The sequence below is a fragment of the Chryseobacterium sp. GW821-FHT04C04 genome, from assembly GCF_059420365.1.
In genome coordinates this window covers 746,074-767,534 of record NZ_JBWKTO010000004.1, presented here as the reverse complement: position 1 = coordinate 767,534, position 21,461 = coordinate 746,074, and the positions used below count along the sequence as shown (strand labels likewise).

18 protein-coding genes are annotated in these 21,461 nt (G+C 36.1%); 14 read left to right on the top strand and 4 right to left on the bottom strand.

Annotated elements, in window-relative coordinates:
* The first annotated feature begins 471 nt into the window (after positions 1 to 471).
* Both AC07UM_RS16940 and AC07UM_RS16935 read left to right on the top strand, forming a co-directional pair.
* The gene (locus AC07UM_RS16940; protein ID WP_494684256.1) at positions 472 to 2,280 is read left to right on the top strand and encodes a hypothetical protein; all 1,809 of its coding nucleotides are present in this window, start codon (positions 472 to 474) and stop codon (positions 2,278 to 2,280) included.
* Between the two features lie 456 nt (positions 2,281 to 2,736).
* Positions 2,737 to 3,681: an aldo/keto reductase gene (locus AC07UM_RS16935; protein ID WP_494684255.1), complete on the top strand. Its 945-nt coding sequence runs from the start codon at positions 2,737 to 2,739 to the stop codon at positions 3,679 to 3,681.
* A gap of 164 nt (positions 3,682 to 3,845) precedes the next feature.
* On the opposite strand, the gene AC07UM_RS16930 is transcribed toward AC07UM_RS16935, so the two are convergent.
* Positions 3,846 to 5,693 (bottom strand): chloride channel protein, encoded by a 1,848-nt coding sequence (locus AC07UM_RS16930; RefSeq protein WP_494684254.1) that lies wholly within the window; start codon positions 5,691 to 5,693, stop codon positions 3,846 to 3,848.
* Positions 5,694 to 5,939: 246 nt separating this feature from the next.
* On the opposite strand from AC07UM_RS16930, the gene AC07UM_RS16925 reads away from it, so the two are divergent.
* The 6 genes from AC07UM_RS16925 to AC07UM_RS16900 all read left to right on the top strand — a co-directional run bounded on the left by AC07UM_RS16925 (position 5,940) and on the right by AC07UM_RS16900 (position 13,326).
* Complete coding sequence (locus AC07UM_RS16925; protein WP_494684253.1) at positions 5,940 to 6,629, top strand: response regulator transcription factor; 690 nt, start codon at positions 5,940 to 5,942, stop codon at positions 6,627 to 6,629.
* 187 nt (positions 6,630 to 6,816) lie between these two features.
* Entirely contained in the window at positions 6,817 to 8,103 is a 1,287-nt protein-coding gene (porY, locus tag AC07UM_RS16920) for a PorY family sensor histidine kinase (protein ID WP_494684252.1), read from the top strand.
* Between the two features lie 96 nt (positions 8,104 to 8,199).
* The gene (locus AC07UM_RS16915; protein WP_494684251.1) at positions 8,200 to 9,234 is read left to right on the top strand and encodes a sulfite exporter TauE/SafE family protein; all 1,035 of its coding nucleotides are present in this window, start codon (positions 8,200 to 8,202) and stop codon (positions 9,232 to 9,234) included.
* A gap of 26 nt (positions 9,235 to 9,260) precedes the next feature.
* Positions 9,261 to 10,016, top strand: coding sequence for a COG4705 family protein (locus tag AC07UM_RS16910; RefSeq protein WP_494684250.1), 756 nt, complete (start codon positions 9,261 to 9,263; stop codon positions 10,014 to 10,016).
* A gap of 46 nt (positions 10,017 to 10,062) precedes the next feature.
* Positions 10,063 to 12,483, top strand: a complete 2,421-nt coding sequence (locus AC07UM_RS16905; RefSeq protein WP_494684249.1) for a TonB-dependent receptor domain-containing protein — start codon at positions 10,063 to 10,065, stop codon at positions 12,481 to 12,483.
* Positions 12,484 to 12,516: 33 nt separating this feature from the next.
* Positions 12,517 to 13,326, top strand: a complete 810-nt coding sequence (locus tag AC07UM_RS16900) for a phosphatase PAP2 family protein (protein WP_494684248.1) — start codon at positions 12,517 to 12,519, stop codon at positions 13,324 to 13,326.
* Between the two features lie 85 nt (positions 13,327 to 13,411).
* Here AC07UM_RS16900 and AC07UM_RS16895 read toward each other — a convergent pair whose 3' ends face one another.
* From AC07UM_RS16895 to AC07UM_RS16885, 3 genes are all read right to left on the bottom strand, one after another.
* The gene (locus AC07UM_RS16895) at positions 13,412 to 14,215 is read right to left on the bottom strand and encodes an SDR family oxidoreductase (protein ID WP_494684247.1); all 804 of its coding nucleotides are present in this window, start codon (positions 14,213 to 14,215) and stop codon (positions 13,412 to 13,414) included.
* 10 nt (positions 14,216 to 14,225) lie between these two features.
* Positions 14,226 to 15,887, bottom strand: a complete 1,662-nt coding sequence (locus AC07UM_RS16890; RefSeq protein WP_494684246.1) for an FAD-binding dehydrogenase — start codon at positions 15,885 to 15,887, stop codon at positions 14,226 to 14,228.
* Positions 15,888 to 15,990: 103 nt separating this feature from the next.
* Positions 15,991 to 17,103 (bottom strand): hypothetical protein, encoded by a 1,113-nt coding sequence (locus tag AC07UM_RS16885; protein WP_494684245.1) that lies wholly within the window; start codon positions 17,101 to 17,103, stop codon positions 15,991 to 15,993.
* Between the two features lie 150 nt (positions 17,104 to 17,253).
* On the opposite strand from AC07UM_RS16885, the gene AC07UM_RS16880 reads away from it, so the two are divergent.
* The 6 genes from AC07UM_RS16880 (at position 17,254) to AC07UM_RS16855 (ending at position 21,270) form a co-directional block, all read left to right on the top strand.
* Positions 17,254 to 17,520 carry a hypothetical protein gene (locus AC07UM_RS16880; RefSeq protein ID WP_494684244.1) on the top strand — a complete coding sequence of 89 codons (267 nt, stop codon included), beginning with the start codon at positions 17,254 to 17,256 and terminating at the stop codon, positions 17,518 to 17,520.
* A gap of 90 nt (positions 17,521 to 17,610) precedes the next feature.
* A complete protein-coding gene (locus tag AC07UM_RS16875; protein WP_494684243.1) occupies positions 17,611 to 18,039 on the top strand; it encodes a rhodanese-like domain-containing protein in 429 nt (142 codons plus the stop codon).
* Between the two features lies 1 nt (position 18,040).
* The gene (locus tag AC07UM_RS16870) at positions 18,041 to 18,544 is read left to right on the top strand and encodes a TlpA family protein disulfide reductase (RefSeq protein ID WP_494684242.1); all 504 of its coding nucleotides are present in this window, start codon (positions 18,041 to 18,043) and stop codon (positions 18,542 to 18,544) included.
* 423 nt (positions 18,545 to 18,967) lie between these two features.
* A complete protein-coding gene (locus AC07UM_RS16865) occupies positions 18,968 to 19,363 on the top strand; it encodes a DoxX family protein (RefSeq protein ID WP_494684241.1) in 396 nt (131 codons plus the stop codon).
* A gap of 151 nt (positions 19,364 to 19,514) precedes the next feature.
* Positions 19,515 to 20,588 carry a sensor histidine kinase gene (locus tag AC07UM_RS16860; protein ID WP_494684240.1) on the top strand — a complete coding sequence of 358 codons (1,074 nt, stop codon included), beginning with the start codon at positions 19,515 to 19,517 and terminating at the stop codon, positions 20,586 to 20,588.
* A complete protein-coding gene (locus tag AC07UM_RS16855) occupies positions 20,569 to 21,270 on the top strand; it encodes a LytR/AlgR family response regulator transcription factor (RefSeq protein ID WP_494684239.1) in 702 nt (233 codons plus the stop codon). The genes AC07UM_RS16860 and AC07UM_RS16855 overlap by 20 nt, the downstream gene beginning before the upstream one ends.
* The last annotated feature ends 191 nt before the right edge of the window (positions 21,271 to 21,461 follow it).

Sequence of the window (21,461 nt, the reverse complement as noted above, 5' to 3'; positions counted from 1 at the left end):
TGCGGTAAAAACAATTTACTGATTTTCAATCGAATGAACAACTTTATTCTTTTTATTCATAATGCACAATGGGTTTAAATTATATAAAACTGCAAAAGTCACAAAAGCTTTTGTTTTAAAAACGTGTTAATCCACTCAAATAATTTTAGTTAGAATTATTCTGAAGAAAAGTACACCTAAGTTTTTAAACTTTTGTGCCTAAAAACAATCAAGACAGAAGTTTAGACGGCTTCAATGTTTTTACGATAAAGCTTCTTCAGCGACAAAGCCGACTTCTTTGCGCTCTCAAAAATGAGCATTTGAATCACCCTTATTTTGCGTCAAAAAACTTAAAAACATGACATTTGACATGTTTTACACATTGAGAAATACTATTTGATACATAATTCATTTTAAAATAATATTTTTAAGAAGTGAATAGTTGTAAAGGATTTTTAGATGAACAATAAAAAGAACTTTTATCAAAACTTTATGACAAAAAAACCTTTGCACAACTTCCATATTCCGGTAATGGGACTGGCTTATACAATAGACAGTCCGATTCGCGTTGCCCAATATGGAATCTCTTCTGTAGTCTCTATCATTGATGATGAAATCCTTGAAAAGATGAAAAACTTTTACAACAAAAAGTTTAATCTTGATTATTGGGGAATTTCAACGAAAACGGAAGACTACAGAGCAAAAAGAATTACTGCCTATCTGGATATGGTGGATGATATCGTGAACGAAAAATTTGAATCTTTCAAACAGGAAATCAGTAAAAATAAGGAGGCTCTAAAGGACTTTATGGCGATGCTTCCGAATTCTTCAGATCTGAAATCCGGCCTTCAAAACATGGTTAATCAGACGGATAACTGGAGTTCTTCTATAAAAAATTTCATAGAATCCAATTTTAAACCGGGAAGTATTGACGTCAATATCATGACGAAAGTAGATAAAGACAAATATCAAAAAAACGAACAGCTTCCTGTGATGTATAATGATGCCCATGCTTCACTGCGCGGATTTGCAAAAAGCAAGCTATCATCTTCTATGGTTCTTTCTGCAGGAATGAATCCTCGTCTGTACAGCTACATGGAAGAATTTGAAGACTTTTTTCCGGATGAAAAAGGAAAGATTAAAAAGAAAATTATTCTTAAAGTGAGTGACTTCCGTTCTGCCATGATCCAGGGGAACTTTCTGGCTAAAAAAGGGTTGTGGGTCTCAGAATATAGAGTAGAATCCGGGCTGAATTGCGGGGGACATGCATTTGCAACCGAAGGAATGCTTCTCGGACCTATTATGGAAGAATTTAAGCAGAAAAAAAATGAACTGATACAGTCCGCTCATCAATTGATGATGAAAGCTCTGGAGCAAAAAGGAAGAGCGATAGTTTCCGAGCCTTTAGAAATGAAAATTACCGTTCAGGGGGGAGTGGGAACTTCTGAAGAACACGAATTTTTATTGGCCAATTATAATGTAGACAGCGTAGGATGGGGCTCACCGTTTTTACTGGTGCCTGAAGCGACTTCTGTAGACACCGAAACCAGGAATCTTCTTGTAAAAGCAAAAGAACAGGATTTTTATCTCAGTAATATTTCGCCACTGGGAGTTCCCTTCAATACAGTAAAAGGAACCTCTAACGAAAGATTAAAACATGAAAAAGAGGCTAAGGGTAAACATGGAAGCTCATGTCCAAAAAAACTTCTGGCATTGAGTAAAGAGTTTTCTCCGGAAGGCACCTGCACCGCTTCTAAGAAATATCAGGAGATCAAACTGAAAGAACTCTATGCTGGCAGGGAAACATTCACAGAGAAAGAATTTGATAAAAGGAAATCCGAAATTACAGATAAAGCCTGTCTGTGCGTAGGTCTTGTAAATGCTGCATACATGGAGCATAATCTTGAGATTAAAGGTGAAAAACAAGGAGTTGTCATATGTCCCGGACCGAATATTGCTTTTTTTGATAAAGAAGTTTCGCTTTCGGAAATGGTAAAGCATATTTATGGAAACACCAATATTCTTGCTGATAATCAACGTCCCAATATGTTCATCAACGAACTGAAAATGTATGTTGATTATCTTAAAAAAGAAATCGTCGAATCATCAGCACAGATTAGCCATTCACAAACCAAAAAATGGAACGCTTTCAAGAAAAATATACTTGAAGGCATAGAATATTATCATGAGCTTTTTAAAGCATCATCATACTTCAGCAACGGTTTATCAACCATCAACCTGCAATTACAGGAATACAAACTTCAGCTTATCGCTATTGAGGTTCCACAGGTTGAAAAATAACCGTATTTTTTAATTGATAGATAATAAAAACAGCTTTTAAATGGGGCTGTTTTTATTTTTTTTAAGCTGTTTTTGTTGGAAAAGCACAAAGGCGCAAAGAAATCTTACCCGAATTGTGTTATAAGGCGCAAAGATTTTATCTCCGATAAAATTGAATACCGGATATTGTGAATCTGCTCTTGCAGATGCTGCAAATTAAGCAGATGATAATGAAAAGATCTACAGGGAAAATATATATATACCATTTGCTGAAAATCTATGATTTTCTTGCGCCTTAAATATGCGATAATTCTATAAATCTTTGCGCCTTTGCGATTTTCCAACAAAACAATAATCAAAAAAACGGAGGAAACATCAGCATTTCTATTTATAATAACTATGGAGTGAATGGCTATTTTGAATATTCTCAGGGCTTAATATTCCTTACCTTAGAGGTCACTTAGTAAAATTATTTTTATGGAAAAAAGAAAGATCAAAAATACCGATTTAACGATTGCTCCAATCAATTTCGGGGGTAATGTTTTTGGATGGACGCTGGATGAGAAACAATCATTTGATATACTGGACCGTTTTGCAGAAGCCGGTTTTAATTTTGTGGATACTGCAGATACGTATTCATGGTGGGTAAATGGTAAAGGCGGACAGTCTGAAGAAATCATCGGAAAATGGATGAAAAGTCGTGCGAATCGTGATCATATTGTTTTGGCTACGAAAGTAGGCTCTGAAACCAAAGAGCATGGCTATGATATCAGCAGAAAACATATCTTACAATCGGTAGATGAGTCCCTGCAAAGACTTCAGACGGATCATATTGATATTTATTATACTCATTTTGACGACAATATCACTCCGGTAGAAGAAACACTTTCTGCTTATGATGAAATCATTAAAGCTGGAAAAGTACGCTATATCGCCGCTTCCAACTTGTCACCAGAACGTTTAAAAGCATCATTTGAAGCTGCTGAAAAGAATAATCTTCCTAAATATGTTGCTTTACAGCCTCATTACAACTTAATGGAAAGAGAAGGCTTTGAGACAAACTACGCTCCTCTGGCAGAACAGTTTGGTTTAAGTGTATTTCCATACTGGTCTTTGGCAGCAGGTTTCTTAACAGGTAAATACCGTGATGAAGCAGACCTTGCAAAAAGTGCGAGAGGGGAAGGAGTAAGAAAGTACTTAAATCCAAAAGGACTTGAAGTATTGAAAGCGCTGGATCAGGTAAGTGCAAAGCATCATACCACTCAGGGAACGGTTTCTCTGGCATGGTTGTTATCCAATCCATTGATCACAGCTCCCATTGTAAGCGCAACCAGTGCATCACAGCTTGAAACGGTATTCAATGCTCCGAAACTTGTTTTGGATCAGGAAGATATTGAGCTGCTGAATAACGCGAGCAACTAGTTTTCGACTTTCATTATAGATTAAAATTAAATCCGTTCATTGCTGAACGGATTTTTTTTATGATTCGATGACGCTAACCACCTGTCAAAAATTCTTTGAATTTTCACCACCCCCTCCAGAGGAATGGAATTAAGGTTTTCGGTTGTCATATCCGGTTTTTACTATTAATCAGAATATTCTTTCAAGAGCTGTCTGTAGCTCATCAATATTGAAGATTTTGAAATAAAGCCTATAAAATCATTATTATCACTGATGACGGGCAGGTTCCATACTCCGGTATCATCAAAAGTCTGGAGTATTTCCAATGGCTTATTTTCACGATGAAGTATTGCTGGTGGAGCTTTCATTAACTGTACTACCATCTGGGAAGCATCGATCTCTTTGTTAAAAAGATAAGGTCTGATATCATCCAATGTAAGAACTCCTTTTAATTTGCGGTTTTCATCTACAACGGCGAAAATATTTTTATCGCCATGCTTTACCATTTCAAATAATTCTGTCACGGAAGCATTTTCATTGATCGTCTGCGAATATTTATCAATAAAATCATCTGTTCTTAAAGCAAAAAGAAGGTTTTTATCATGTTTATTGGTAAAAATCTTTCCTTCATCGGCTAAAGATTTCAGTTCCGGAGAAATTGGAGAAAACCATTTTGCAATAAGATAAGAGATCACAGAAACAATCATCAGAGGGATAAACAGATCATATCCAAAACTGGATTCTGCAATCAGAAATATAGCAGTAAGCGGAGCATACAAAACACCACTCATGGCTCCGGCCATTCCTACCAAAACAAGATTGGTCACCGGAACATCTGTAAAACCCAGGTGCTGACAAATCAGTGCAAATAAATAGCCCAAAGTTCCACCTGCAAAAAGGGAAGGTGCAAAATTACCTCCGTTTCCACCACTAAATATGGTGAAAGAAGTTGCAAATGCTTTTAAAAGCAATACAAGCACTAAAAATATAATAATCGTCCAGTCTCCAATTTCAAAATATCTGAAAAAACTGTTTTCAATAATAGAGTAGGTATTTCCGTTGGTAAAAGCTTTTACGGTTTCATACCCTTCTCCGAATAAAGGAGGAAAAAGAACACATAAAAGCGAAAGTACCGCACCTCCGAACATTGCTTTACGGATTCTCGAAAGCTGAAGTCCTTTAATAAAATGCTCCACTTTTTGAGAAATGATCACAAAATAACGGGCATACAAACCTGTAAAAATTCCTAAAATAAGATAATACGGAACATTTTTATAGTTGAAAGGGTCTCTCGTATAAAATCTAAAAAGGACATCTTCCTGAAGTAAAATCCTTGACAAAAGACTTCCGCAAACTGCAGCAACCACCAAAGGAATAAAATCGGTAAAAACGACTCCGGTTAAAAGGATTTCAAACGCAAACATAATCCCTGCAATGGGAGCATTGAATGCGGACGCAATTCCCGCCGTAGCACCGGCAGCCAGCAATAATGTACGTTCTTTGTAGCTCAATCTGTACGTCTGTGCATAGTTTGAGCCAATAGCCGCTCCGGTAACAGCAATCGGACTTTCCAGTCCGGCAGAACCTCCCAAGCCTACAGTCACCGCACTCTGTATCACCTGCGAATACATTTTAACAGAAGCTACAATACTGGAATTCTGTGCAATCTCATAGAGAATGGCTCCGATACCTTTACGGTCCTGTCCTTTAAACAAGGTCAGAACAATCATCGTGGTCAGAACAATTCCTAAAAAAGGAAAAACAATATAGAATAATATCTGATATTCAAAATGAACTTTATTGGTTATAAAATAATGAATATTGTGTACCAGGGTTTTCAGAATAACTCCGGCAAGACCTGCAGTACAGCCTACCAGAATCCCTGAAAGAACGAGAAATTGATTTCTGCTCAATCTGTTATTCAGCCAATGCAGGATGAGCTCATAACTGCGTGCTTTTTCTAATCCGTATTTCTGGAAATCTCTTTTAAATTTAAGGAAGCTTAGGTATTTTTTTTTGTTGTGAATTTTCACCTTCGAAACATTTTACACTATCATCAGATTGATACAGCACCGTAAATTTATGAAATATATAATAAAAAATCATAAAAAGGGCTTTCCAAAATATGGGTATTCTTTTTTTAATTTAAAAAAGGTAATATTTATTTAAGGTTGTAAGTCAATGTTTTATAAAGTGGTTTCAGTGTTTTTTCGCTATATTATGATTAACTTTTATTTTGAGTTCAAAATTTCTTCGAAATTTAATAATAGTTTTATTGCATGAAAATTCTAATCGTTGAAGACGAAGCAGAGCTTGCCAAAAGTATTTCCGAATATCTGTCCGGAGAGCATTACCTCTGTGAATCTGCCAGTACATTTGGTGAGGCTATGAACAAAATAGAAACGTTTGCATATGACTGTATTTTATTGGATATTATGCTTCCGGATGGGAATGGTCTGAAGATTCTGGAAGAATTAAAAAAACAGCAAAAACAGGACGGTGTCATTATTATTTCTGCTAAAAATGCGCTTGATGATAAAATTGAAGGACTGAAACTGGGTGCTGATGATTATCTTACCAAACCTTTTCATCTTTCGGAGCTGATGGCAAGGGTATATTCTATTATCCGGAGAAAACAGTTCAGCAGCTCTAATGTGGTAACGCAAAATGAACTTCAGATTGATTTGCTGGCCAAAACAGTATCGGTAAATGATGAAGCCATTTCACTGACTAAGAAAGAATTTGATCTCTTAATTTATTTTATCGGCAACAAAAATAAAGTAATTTCCAAAAGTACATTAGCTGAACATCTTTCCGGAGATTTCGCAGATATGCTTGATAATCATGATTTTGTTTACGCACACGTGAAAAACCTTAAGAAAAAGCTTTATGATGCCGGATGCGGGCATTATCTAAAAACGGTGTATGGAACGGGGTATAAGTGGGAAAACTTTAATAATTATGAATGATGAATTATGAGTGAAAAGAAAAATGTGCTGAAAGATAAAAGTTTTAGTTTTGCAATAAGGATTATTAATCTCTAGATATATATTAAAAATAATCCGAAGCATTATCATTACATCAATAAATAATAAAACAGAAGTTAAAAACTTTACTATTTTTCGAAAAAACAAGAATTAATAACTCATCATTATTGTGAAGCCTCTACTTACCAAAACCACGAAACCCTTTCTTATCTACGTACTTATTGTACTGATGATAAGTATTCCTGTGTATTATTTTGTGGTGGATACGATCTGGAAAAGTGAGTTGGATGAGCACAATCAGATTATTGTTGAGAAAACAGCTTATGAGTTCAACCAATTACAACTGTCGGAAGAAGCATTGGACAAAAGCCTTGAGTTGTGGAATCACATCCAGCCTGAAACGAATATTGAAAGAATTTCTCCCAATCAGGTAAAGCGGGACAGTATTTATACTTACGAGAAGCATCTTCCGTTTATTTCGGAACAAAAAAAGGAACGTTACAGATGTCTTGAAAAAGTAATTTATATTCACGCCAAACCTTATCTGTTTACGATACAGACCAATATTGAGGAATCTCATGAAACCATAGCCGTAATTGCTATGATTACCATCTTCTTTTTTGTGATGATTGTTGTCGGGCTTTTATATTTGAACAGAAAGCTTTCTTCATCTATCTGGAAACCGTTCAGAAGTACATTGGATCAGCTGAAGACTTTCAACCTTAACAGTCAGAATACTACAGAATTTCCGGTTTCTGATACTACTGAATTTGAAGAACTCAATCAGTCTCTTTATAAATTGATAGAACGTAATGTCTCTACTTATAAAACTCAGAAAGAGTTCACTGAAAATGCTTCCCACGAATTACAGACTCCGCTTGCTATTATTAAAAATAAACTGGATCTTTTACTTCAGGATCCGAATCTTACCGAAAAGCAATACAGCATCGCAGAAGATATGAACAGGGCGCTTACAAGAAGTTCCCGCATCAATAAAAATCTTTTGCTTCTTGCTAAAATTGATAATAACCAGTTTGACAGTTCAGAAACTATTTCCTTTGATCATCTGCTTCATCAAAGTATTGAGATCCTTGGGGAACATATTGAACAAAAAAATATTTCTGTTCAGAAAGAGATCTCTCATAATGTAGTGGTTAGGGGAAACAGCATTCTAACTGAAATATTGATCAACAATCTCATCATCAACGCGATTCGTCATACTTCTTCCGGAGGTATTATCAATATCCATCTGAACAGTTCTTCCTTTGAAATTTCTAATTCCGGGATGGAAAAACTGAAAACAGATTTACTATTCAAAAGATTTTCAAAACTTTCAACGGATAACAGCGGAAGCGGGCTGGGGCTTTCCATTATACAGGAAGTAAGTAAGTTTCATCATTGGAATATCAGTTACAGGTTTGAGAATAATCAACATATTTTCACTGTTAATTTATAGTTAAAAAATATCCTGCTTCAGACAATTCTAAATTTCTTCTAAATCGGATTGCACCTTTGTATAGAAAACATACTGAGGTATAAATTTTATTTAGAAATGATTTTAAAAATTGCTCTTTTATTCGCAGGAACAATCCTTGCATTTTGGATCAGCGCTATTTGTGGAGGCGGTGCAAGTCTTATACTGATTCCGATTTTGAATTTGCTGCTTCCTACCTCTCTGGTTCCTTTTTCTCTGACGATTGGTACTTTTACAAGTTCAGCGTCCCGAATTGCTGTATTTAAGAAACATATCAATTGGAAAATATTTTTATGGTTTGTTCCTTTCTCTATTCCGGCGGTACTATTGGGAGCTTACCTTATCAAATATGTCAACCCAAACTATCTTCAGCTGGCTGTTGCTTTTTTCCTTATTGCCAATCTTCCACAGCTTTTTGCCTCTAAAAATAAGATAGAAGAAACAAGCAGAGAATATCCGAAATCTGCATTGGCGCTTATTGGTTTTTCTGCCGGTTTTATTTCAGGAATTACTGGAGCTGTTGGGCTGCTTTTCAACCGTTTTTATCTGAAATTTGGTCTTAAAAAGGAGGAAATTGTAGCTACACGGGCAGCCAATGAGGTCTTTCTTCACTTTATGAAGCTTATCATTTACATTTCATTAGGATTATATTCCAATACAGCATTATGGCTGGGGATTGCCATTGCAGGAGCAGCTATAGTTTCATCATATACGGTAAAATATATTCTTCCGCACCTTAGCGAAAACCTATTTAAGAAAATAGGGTATGGAGCAATGGTGGTATCAGGAGTCACATTATTCACGAGTACTTCCGGAAAAATTATTCAACAGGATAATATTGTGGTAAAAACTTTCTCTACACAAGATGAAAATGTCTATTCCATGTCCTGGAAAGATAGCCACATGGTATTTGAATATAAGCCGAGTAAAGGACTTGAAGTTGAAAAAACTGTACAGCCTGAAGAATTATCAGGAACCCTTAAAGAGAAATACCATTCCCTGATGGAATACTACTACGAAGTTCATATAGAAAAGGTGTATGCTCCGGGAAAAGAGACCATTCATGAATTCTATTGTTACAAAGACAATGTACTTACCAAATTTAAAGCCTGATCATTCACTTATAAAAAAAATAAGACATGAGAACAGCAAACAAAGTTGCAGCAGTCACTCTGCTTTTCTGGTTGATGAAAATCATAGCGACCACGTTAGGAGAAACACTTGGTGATTTTATATCCATGACACTTAATCTGGGATATGTCATAGGAATTTTGGTTACCCTGCTATTTTTTATTATCATTCTATCAGTACAGCTTCAGGTGAAAAAATATATTCCTTCAGTATACTGGATGGTGATTATAGGAACAACAACGTTAGGAACCGAAATTTCAGATTGTATTGACAGAACTTTAAAAACAGGATATTTTGTAGGGAGCCTAATTCTTCTTTCAGGACTTTTGATTTCCTTATTCTTATGGTACAAAAAGTATAGTAATCTTGAAGTATATCCGATTTTTGAAAGAAATAAAGAATTCTATTATTGGACCGCTATACTATTTTCCAATAGCCTGGGAACTGCATTTGGGGATTTTCTGAGTGATAATTTAGGACTTGGATATCTGACGGGAGCCTTGGTAACCGGATTGATTATATTAGTCGTGGTAGTGATGCATTACTTTACGAAAATCAATCACGTTGTCCTGTTTTGGATTGCATTTGTATTTACAAGACCATTTGGGGCAACCTTCGGGGATCTTTTAACCAAACCTTTAGCCAAAGGGGGACTTGATCTTGGAACCCTCAATGCATCTCTGATATCCCTCACACTGATGGTTCTATTGATTATTATTTCTCAAAGAAAGCACAACAGGAAGTTACCCTTTCAGCATGAATGATTCACCTATATCGAAGAAGATTATTAAGAAAATAAAGATGAGTAAAATGAATAGAACAAAACTGTTGTTTTTTCCAACCTGCATGGTAATTTCCTCAATGGTTTCTGCACAGATAACCTCTGTAACGTTATCAGGGAAAATCACGAATAAAGATAAGACCACATTACCTTATGCCCATATTATTTTAAAAAAAGAAAAAGACAGCGCATTTACAGTGGGAACGATTACCAATGAAGAAGGAAGATTTTCTATTACAGGCATAAAGCCGGACCATTATCTTCTGGAAACCTCCATTGCAGGATATCATTCACAAGTACAGCCTGTTTTTATAGGAAGCCTTTCTGAATTTCTTGAAATCCCTGCTATTGAACTCGTTCAGAAACAGGATAATGAGACTTCGATAGAAGCCATCACCATTACTGCTTCCAAAAAGAATGAAATTGACAGCCGGCTAGACAAAAAAACATATTCTGTAGCAGACAACATCAGCCAAAGTGGAGGATCTGTCTTACAAAACATGCAAAATCTTCCTGGAATAACTGTACAGGATGGTAAAGTACAGCTAAGAGGAAATGATAAGGTAACGGTATTGATTGATGGGAAACAGACCGCTCTTACAGGTTTTGGAAGTCAGACCGGATTGGATAATATTCCTGCTTCTGCAATTGATAAAATTGAAATCATCAACAATCCTTCATCTAAATATGATGCCAATGGGAATGCGGGGATCATCAATATTATCATGAAAAAGAATAAACAGAACGGATGGAATGGAAAAGCAGGATTTACCATGGGCTTAGGTTCGCTTTGGGTAAGAAAAGAAAATCTTCCCACGATAAGACCGCAGTATACGCTGACACCAAAGATTAATCCTTCATTATCTGTTAATTACAGGAAAGATAGGATTAATATATTTTTACAAGCCGATAATCTATATACTGAAACACTTAATAAAAATGAATTTGTAACGCGTACTTATGATAATGGAACTGTTATTAATTCCCAGCTGAAAAGAAACAGAAATACCAATTTCTTTACCACCAAAGCCGGAATAGACTGGACTATTGATCCACAAAATACATTAACTGTTTCAGGAATGTATGGAAGTGAAAAGATCATTGACAGGGGAGATCAGCCTTTTTTTAATGGAAATTTCTCCCAGCGTCTCCGTCTGTGGGAGTTTTTGGAAGACGAACTGAAAACAACCGTGATGGGAACCGCTTCCTATCAGCATAAATTCAAAGATGCCGGGCATGTCCTGAATGTAGGTTTCAATTATACATTCCACAGAGAGGATGAAAAATATTTTTATGATAATTATCTTCCCGCTTCTACAGGGACAGATGCCTTTAAATTATTATCTGACGAACAGGTTTATGATTTCAATGTAGATTATGTAAAACCGTTGAAATACGGGAGAATAGAAACAGGGATTAAACTGAGGAACAGAAGTATTCCTACGAATATGAATTTTATTCCCGGGGTCAATTCCGTTCTGGATGTTTCTGCCGGAGGGAAAGCCGATTATAAAGAATTTATTCCTGCGGTCTACGGAAACTATATTTTCGAAAATGAAAAATGGGAAGCAGAACTGGGACTCAGGCTGGAATACGTAAAAATTCAATATGACGTCAATCCTAACCATCCCACTTATAAAAGTGATGGATATAATTATACACAGCCTTTCCCGAATTTCAGGCTGGCTTACAAGCTGGATGAACGTAATAAATTCTCTGTCTTTTATAACAGAAGGGTAGACCGTCCCAATGAAGTAGATATCAGGATTTTTCCAAAGTATGATGATGCTGAAATCATTAAAGTAGGGAACCCGGCATTAAGGCCCCAGTTTACCAATTCTGTTGAACTTGGATATAAACACCATTGGAATAATGGATATCTGTATTCTGCATTATACCATCGTTTTGCCAATGGAACAATCACCAGAATCTCAAGTATTGTACCAAACAGCAATCTTATTTATGCACTATTCCAGAATGCAGGAAAAAGCTATAATACAGGAATCGAAACCATATGGAACCAAAAGATATCTGGTGTCTATTCCTTTAATGTGAATGGAAATATTTACCGCAATCAGATCAATGCATTTACCGTACAAAACCTGTATCCTGAACCCAATACATTTTCGGCAGATCAGCAAACGGCCATTTCAGGGAATATCAAGATGAATAATATTTTCCATTTTACAAAAGGATTAGATGCTCAGTTTACCCTTGTTTATCTGGCTCCGGATATTATTCCTCAGGGAAAGATACAATCGAGATTTTCGATGGATATAGGAGTGAAAAAAGCCATTCAGAAAGGTAAAGGTGAATTGTTTTTGAACGCTTCAGATGTATTGAATACAATGGTTATAAAAAAATCTATCAAGGGAAATGGGTTCGCTTATACCAGCAATGATTATTATGAAACTCAGGTCGTTCGACTGGGATACAGCTATAAATTTTAATACAGAATTGAAAAATTATAAATGTGATTTAGGATGAAAAAGTACTTTCAAAAAACACTTATCTATATGATGGTTTTGAGCTCATTGGCCAGCAGAGTCAATGCTCAGAACACCAATGACACGATAACAGTTCAGACACCTGTACAGGACAGCATGATGACTTTCGGAAGGCAAAAAAATACGCTGAATTACAAAAGTCTGATCATTCCTGGAGCATTCATTGCTTATGGAGTGGCAGGTTTAACGATGAATAATCTGAAGCAGCTTAATCAATCCACAAGATTTGAAATCAATGAACATCAGCCTACCCGTATGAACCTGGATAATTATACCCAATATGCCCCTGCTGCAATGGTATATGGGCTGAATGCTATAGGGATAAAAGGGAAACATAACCTAAGAGAGCGTACCATTATCTATGCTTCTTCACAACTGATTGCGGCAGCATTTACAATGCCATTAAAATATCTTGTGAAGGAAGAAAGACCCGACGGTTCCAATACGTTATCTTTTCCTTCAGGGCACGCTGCTACAGCATTTTCCTCAGCGCAGTTCATGTTCCGGGAATATAAAGACAGCAATTTCTGGCTGAGTCTTTCTGGATATCCTTTTGCTATATTTACAGGAGTATACAGAATGCTGAATGACAAACACTGGCTGGGAGATGTGGTTGCAGGAGCTGGTTTTGGAATTCTTTCTACAGAACTGGCATATTGGCTGTTTCCAAGAATAGACAATTTGCTGAGAGGGAAAAATAAAAGTAAAAATACATTTTCATCCAATATGGTAATGCCATTTTATCAAAATAAAATCGTGGGAATAGGGTGGGTGAAAAACTTTTAATATTACCATAAAGCTTCCTGTTGTTATTTTATTGATTAAAAAGCACGTTTCATGAATGGATCATGCTTTTTAATCTTATATTTTATCAAACCACTTTAGCTTTACGGATTATTTTTGCCAGAAGATTGGGAAAGAACCTTTTCAGATAAATAGCCATTACTTCTTTGCCTCCTATCGCTTTTTGTATTTTCTGCTTTTCAATGGCATACAACATTTTTTTTGCGAAAACATCTGCAGGCATTCCGTTCATTGTGGCATCATCCATTGTTCCCTGTACAGAACCATCTCCGGTAACGGCATGTACAGAAATATCCGTTTGAATAAACCCTGGGCAAATAATGGTAATTTTAATATTCTTATCAAATAATTCTGCCCGAAGCGCATCGAAAAAACCATGCAGTGCATGTTTTGCACCAGCGTATCCGCTTCGCATAGGGGCTCCAAATATCCCCATCAGACTGGATACTACGGCAATCTGTCCTCCTTTGTTTCTGATCATATACGGTACAACCGCTTTAGTAAGAGCTACAGTTCCGATATAATCAATATCTATCAGCTGTTTATCTACCTCAATATCAGTTTCCATAGCCAAAGAACGTTGTGATAATCCTGCATTATTAATCAGAATATCAATCTTTCCGAACCGTTCTGCTGCTTTCCCTGTCATATCCGGCATTTCCTTATAATTCTTCAGGTCTAAAGCAATTACAGCATATCGGTCAGAGTTCAATCCCATTTTTTTAGCCACTGAATGAAGCTGTTCTTCTTTCCTGGAAGAAAGGATTATTTTTGCATTGCTATTCTTTGCCAGATCTTTCACCAACGCTTCTCCTATACCTGATGAAGCCCCGGTGATCCAAATGACTTTATGGTCAAAATAATTACTCATACTTATTATCTTATTGAAGTCCGGCAATATATTTCCCGGCTTTCATTCCTGAAAAAATACAACCTCCCAGAAAAGTTCCTTCTAATGCCCGGTAGCCGTGCATTCCCCCACCGCCAAAACCAGCGACTTCTCCGGCCGCATACAATCCTTCAATGATACTGTCATCATCTCTTAATACCTGCCCGTTCAGATTGGTTTTTATTCCGCCCAGCGTTTTGCGGGTTAGAATATTAAGGCGTACCGCAATTAAAGGTCCATTTTCAGGAGCAAGAATTTTATGAGGAGAGGCTACACGCCCCAGTTTATCTCCTAAATAATTCCGGGTATTCCGGATATAATTGACCTGAGTATCTTTCGAAAATTTGTTGTTTAATTCTCTGTCCCTGGCTTCAATTTGAGATTTTATCTTTTCATAATCCAAAAGATGATTACCCGTTAATTCATTCATCCTTTTAACCAAATCTTCCAGATTATCCGATACGATAAAGTCTTTTCCATGCTCTTTAAAAGCTTCTACCGGTCCTGGCGCCTTTTTACCGAAAATCCTTTTTAGGAAAAGAACATAATCTTTATTCGTAATATCCGGATTCTGTTCCGATCCTGAAAGGGCAAATTCTTTTTTGATAATTTTTTGAGTCAGGATAAACCATGAATAAGAAAAACCAGTATCCTGGATATATTTTAATGTCCCCAACGTATCAAACCCGGGCAGAAAAGGAGCGGGCAGACGTTTACCATGTGCATCAAACCATAAGGAAGAAGGTCCCGGCAATATCCGGATTCCGTGCTTCGGCCAGATGGGATTCCAGTTCTGTATACCTTCCGTATAATGCCACATCCTGTCAGGATTAATGATATGAGCACCTGTATTTTCAGCAATACCAATCATTTTCCCATCTACATAGGCGGGTACCCCGCACACCATATTTTCCGGAGCTTTTCCCAATCTTTCGGGCCAGTTTTTCCTGACCAGATCATGATTGGCTCCAATACCTCCGGAAGCTATAATAATATTGGGTGCTGTATATTCAAACTGCGAGATCACATTTCTGTTGGTAGGAGCCCCTCTTTCCTGAGTGTCATTTTCAAGGATATCTCCTTTAAGACCTTTTATTTTTCCATTTTCTACCAACAATTCTGTCACCCTGTGCCTGAACTTCATCTGCAGCAATCCTTTTTCCTGAGCTTTATACGCCTTTTCTACAAAAGGTTTTACGACGCCTGTACCGGTTCCCCAGCTGACATGAAAGCGGGGTACAGAGTTTCCATGGCCTGTTGCAGAGCCATCACCACGTTCTGCCCAGCCTACCATAAACATCAGTTTGATTCCCAGTTTAGAAATGTATTCATATTTTTCACCTGCAGCAAATTTCAGGTAAGCTTCAGCCCATTGGCGGGGCCAGTAATCTTCCGAACGGTCAAAGCCTGCAGTCCCTTTCCAGTCCTGCAAAGCCAGTTCATAAGAATCTTTGATTCCCATTTTCCTTTGTTGAGGAGAATTAATCAGGAATAAGCCTCCAAAAGACCAGAAGGCTTGTCCACCTATATTCTGCTCCGTTTCCTGATCCAAAAGCAGTACTTTTTTTCCTACATTGGTAATTTCCATCGCAGCAGTAAGCCCTGCCAGTCCGGTTCCTATGATAATGGCATCAGGTTGGAATTTTTCTTCCATTTTTCAGGTGTTTTTATTGAATGATACTTTGATATAAATGTATAAAATATTTGTTCTCCAATGAGATAAAAGAACTATCAATAGCATATCATTTGTAGGTCTTTTATTCTAAAATTTCAAATTCTACCTGAGCTCCTAAATCTTCCAGGTCTTTACCATCATGCTGTAACCATTGGTAATACCCTGTTCTGAATAGAATTCTATTACTTTTACTTAATGCCAATGCTTCTGATCCAGACAGTTTATATTCTTTTTTCAGCAAAGCAACAATCTTCATTTTATTGGATCCGATATCAGTAATGTATAAATTGGCCTTTTGCCAGGATGATGCTGTGATTTCCTCATCCACAGTGTTCTCTGTCATTTCTTCCAGATTTTCTATGGCTTCACAAACTTCTCGCCAGAAAGGATTATTAACATCCTCATACTGACTGAAATAATCTGTCAGTACCTCTTTATCAAATCTTATAGCATCAACATCATCTAACATTTTTTGAAAGGAAATTAAATTTTCAGCCACTTGTATAGGTTCCCAGAAACCCTGCCCATGATAGGCAAAATATACTGGAAAACCGGAAGCATGTTCATTTAAATCAATAAAGAAGGGATCTGCAAAATAATTGGTTCCCAATACAACCCAATCAAGTTTAAAATCTCCGGAAGCATTACTGCTATGCACTTTATTTTCAACTGAATTATAATGATAGCCATCCTGAAAATAATAGATTTGATCAGTCACTGCGTAGTTTTCAGGGAATAGGAGAATTTCTGAGGCAACTGCCTTTTTAAGAAATTGTATAATAGCAGGATAAGAAGAAATCCTTTGAAACAGATTCTTATTTTCGATTGCTCTTTTTTCCAAATCCTCGGTTGATAGAGAAATCTGTTTTCTCTCAAATGGAAACCTTTGCTGCATCCAGTGCATTAAATCGCGATCCAATACTTTCAGTAATTCTTCCTGCAAAACACCGTAAGAGCTTATATAAACCTTGGTATCATTTTCTTTTTTGGAAATTAAAGCAACTTGTCCCCCCGAATCATCAGCAACGGGAATATAACCAGGAAGAAACTCCTCAAACTGATACGTATCATATCGTTCCTGGATATCTTCTTTGCTTCGAAATACATGCACAATATCATACACGATCTCATTTTCAAATTTTTTTGTGAAAACTTTTATAAATTCAACCCAATGAGCCGGAAAACTTACTTTCATAAAACCATATTACTTTTTTCGGAAACCATGATCAACAAAGGATTTTCATCAATCTTACCACTAAAATACAAAAAACTCTTATCCCTGATCAATAAGAACCGTATTTTTATATTTGTTAAGGTTTTAAATAAAAACTTTTAATAACAAAAAATGAATACACCCCATAAATATCAAGCATTCGCTGTTGCAAAGGACGGAACACGTCTGCTTATTGAAGCAGAATCTATTATTATACAGCTTGAGGAAGAGGAAATTGAAATTCCACTGTTACCACTACATCCTGTTTTTCAGGGAAAATTAACTCTTGTAACAGGATCTGCCATAAAAGGCAGGGAAAATGAAAGGGAAGGTGGGACTCAATTTGTCATAGAACCGGGTGCCTCAAATGTGATTCATGTAACTCCAAAAAAGTTCTGATTTCTACAAAATCTACCATGGATACTAATTTTCCTGTATCCAGTACAGATCGCTCAACAAAACATTTTTATCTTTGTGAAAAATAGAAGTATGAAGTATTTGTTTATCATTGCTTGTTTTGTCTGTTCCTTTTTCAGCCAGGCACAGCAAAAACAGGATCCATGGAAAGACAGCCAGCTGATGGACCCAGCGCTGCTGGCTTCCAGAATTGTAAAAAATAAAACAAAAGAGGTGGTCATCATTTCAGTAGGACCTGAAGCCATCATCAAAGGTTCTGTAGATATCGGACCTACCCACGAACCTGAAAATCTGGAAAAACTAAGAAACTATCTTAACAATGTTCCTAAAAACAAAGAAATTGTGATCTACTGTGGATGCTGTCCTTTCGTGAAATGTCCTAATATACGCCCTGCTTTTGCATTGCTGATGGAAATGGGATTCAAAAATGCAAAACTATTAAATCTTCCGAAAAATATCAAAACAGATTGGCTAGACAAAGATTATCCTACAAATGATTAATATGAAGACCAGTTTTATCGTATTATTTTTAACGATTTTCTCAGGACCTGTTTTTTCTCAGAATAAAATAGAAATAGGACAGAAAGCTCCTGAAATTACAATAACTAAGGCAGACGGAGCTTTATTTTCGCTTTCAACGTTAAAAGGGAAGCTGGTTCTGATTGATTTCTGGGCTACATGGTGTGCTCCCTGCGTAGAGGAACAGCCTCAACTAAAAGCTATTTATGATACCTATTCAGACCAGATAAAAAGCAATAAATTTGAAATTTTGGGTGTTTCTTTAGATAAGAATAAAGAAAGCTGGCAGAAAGCCATCAATAGATTTGGTATCAATTGGATACAGGTAAGTGATTTAAAGTTCTGGAAAAGTCCTGTTGCTAAACTTTACGAGATTGATGAACTTCCCTTTAATGTTATCATTGATGGACAGGGAATTATTGTGGCCAAAAACCTTCATGGTAAAGATCTGGATGAATTTTTAAAGAAAAATTTAAGTCAGAACTAAAGATGATATCTTATAGATAGTTAAAAAGAGCAGTAAATAAATTACTGCTCTTTTTTGTTGAAAAGAAGTATTTGTGTATTAGAATCTTGTGTACAAAATAATTTGAAAACATCATTGTGAAAACAGACCAATGACCATGAGGGAATAAATCATTGTGTCTGATAAAATATTCTAGTTAAGTTCTATGTGTAGCTGTAATTAAAATTGATCGTGTATTTTTCATGTATATTATCATTATGATTGTAAATATAATAAATTATTTCAATTATATCACTAAAATATGAAATATTAAAAATTATTTATTATTAGCTCTATTTCATTAAAATGCTGTTCATAAACAAAGAATATAATTTGGTATCTATTTCAAAGCTGTTGGTATACAAAATTAAAGGGGCTTTCTCTTCATCTACTAATTTTGGTCTTATGAAAAAGAATTTCTTCCTTCGTTCGGCACTTTCAGTTATTTTGATGATGCATAGTGTGATTTCTATATTCAGTGGAGATGTTAATACTTTTGGTCATATTTATCTGGACAGTATAGGATTCTATCCTGCAGGGGTTTATATAGCCTGGGCATTGAAACTGACGCATCTCGTCTCAGTTCCATTGATTTGGATTGATAGATGCATCAAACCAGTGGCTCTTTCTAACATACTCATTTTTGCTTTCGGAATCTATTACGTCCACTGGCAGAATGGCTGGTTTGTAGTAGGGGGTGGGATTAATGGGATTGAGTTTAATATCTTGCTGATCTTCAGTTTTTTCAATCTTATGTATCCTGAAGTTTATTTAAAATTTCTGAATAAAAATAACACTTAGATTTGCAACAAAGATCTTTAGTTTCCTATTATCTTTTCCTTAATAACAGCTCAAAAACGGTAGTTTATAGATCAGTGCGCTCATTTGGTAGACTTATATTTCTATATTTGATTGAACAATCAGTACTTTGTGCTATTAAATCATCATAAGCTTGAAATCAGACCCTAGATCTAAGCTGCGCATTCATTTGCTTTTTTGGATATTGTATTATATTCTGGAAGCTTACCTTGACTTTTATTGGTCCAGGTATCAGTTTCCGGACGTCAAATGGCCAATAAGACTTCAGAATACCCTTATTCTGGAGCTGGGTTATTTTTTGGTTAAAATTCCATTAGCCTATGCTTTGTTGTATGTCTATGAAAAAGTTCGTTTTAAAGAACTTTTAAAATATCTATGCTATATTTTTATTGTGATAATCGCTGTTTTAGGACATCGGTTTTTAGCCCATAATATCATCTATCCTTACATTTATGACGTCACAGAAACCTTGGATGGTAAGCAGCCATCAGGCTTTATAAATGGTTATGTGGCATTCAATTCTTTTATGGATCTTATTTTTATGGTAGGTCTTATTTTCGGGGTAGAGATTACAAGGCAGAAGAATCTTTTAAAAGAACAGATCTCACAGTTAAAGTCGGAAAAACTGGATCAGGAGCTGACGATGCTCAAAGCGCAGATCAATCCGCATTTTCTTTTCAATACTCTCAATAACATCTACGGAATGGCTCTCAAAAAGGCTGATGAAACTCCGGATGTCATCCTTCAGCTTTCCAAGGTAATGCGGTATAATATCTATGAAGCGGCAGAAAAAACCATTTCCATAGCCAAGGATATTGAAAATATTAAGGATTTTATACAGATCCAGAAAATACGACACCACCAGCTTACAGTGAATTTTAAAGAGGATATTGATAATCCTTCTCAGGAAATTTCACCGCTGATATTGATACAGTTTGTAGAAAATGCCTTCAAACACGGAGTTTCCGAAAGTTTAGGAGCTCCATTTATCACCATTGATATTCGGTTGAGAAACAAAATCCTTACGTATTTCATAGAAAATTCCAAAGAAGGAAGACCTCACGAGCATTCTACGAAGATAGGTCTGAAGAATATCCGCAGACAGCTTGAACTGCTTTATCCTTTACATACCCTTTCTGTAGAAAATCATAATGACCACTATACTGTACAACTAACCATAGATTTCCATGATACACTCAGCCTCTAAAAAATACAACTGCATTATTGTAGAAGATGAACCTATTGCCGCGGAAATTCTGGAGAGCTTTGTATCCCGGGATCCGGAACTGAATCTGGTAGGAAAATGTGCCGATGCCGTATATGCCAGCAGTCTTTTGAGCATTCATGATGTGGATCTGATGTTTCTGGATCTTCATCTTCCGGTGGTAAAAGGTTTTGATTTTCTGAGGAAGATAAAAAATCCTCCATTTGTTATTGTTACGACAGCTTATCATCAGTATGCGGTAGAGGGCTATGAGCTGGATATTGCAGATTATCTGATGAAACCTATCCCGTATGACCGTTTTCTGACGGCTATCGAAAAATTCAAGCATTTAATGGAAGCTGAAGATGCTTTACTGGAAATATCTGAACGTGATTATATTTTTATCAACAGTGGTAAAAAGCAGGTTAAAATCATTTTAGAGGATATTTTTTACATCGAAAGTTTAAGGGAATACATTAATATTCATACAAAGACAGAAACTTTTACTTTCAAAATGCCTATCAGCAAAATGGAGGAAACGTTGCCTCCTAAAATGTTTGCCCGCATTCATAAATCATATATTATATCCAAATCAAAAATCGAAGTAAAGTCTGCTAATGTTATCCAGATCAATGGAAAAAAACTGCCTGTTGGCAGGACTTATAAACCGTTGCCGGAACTTTAAGATTGAAATGAAATTGTTTAAAACCACTCCGTCAAAAATTCTTTAAATTTTTGCCACCCCTTCAAAAGAGGTGAATTTTCAGCTCTTCGCTTCAAAAGAATCAGTAAAACTTGAAATTTTGTTGTTGGTATTTTCAACACATCATTTATAATTCACAGCTTATAATTTTAATAGACCTTATCCTGCCGTTG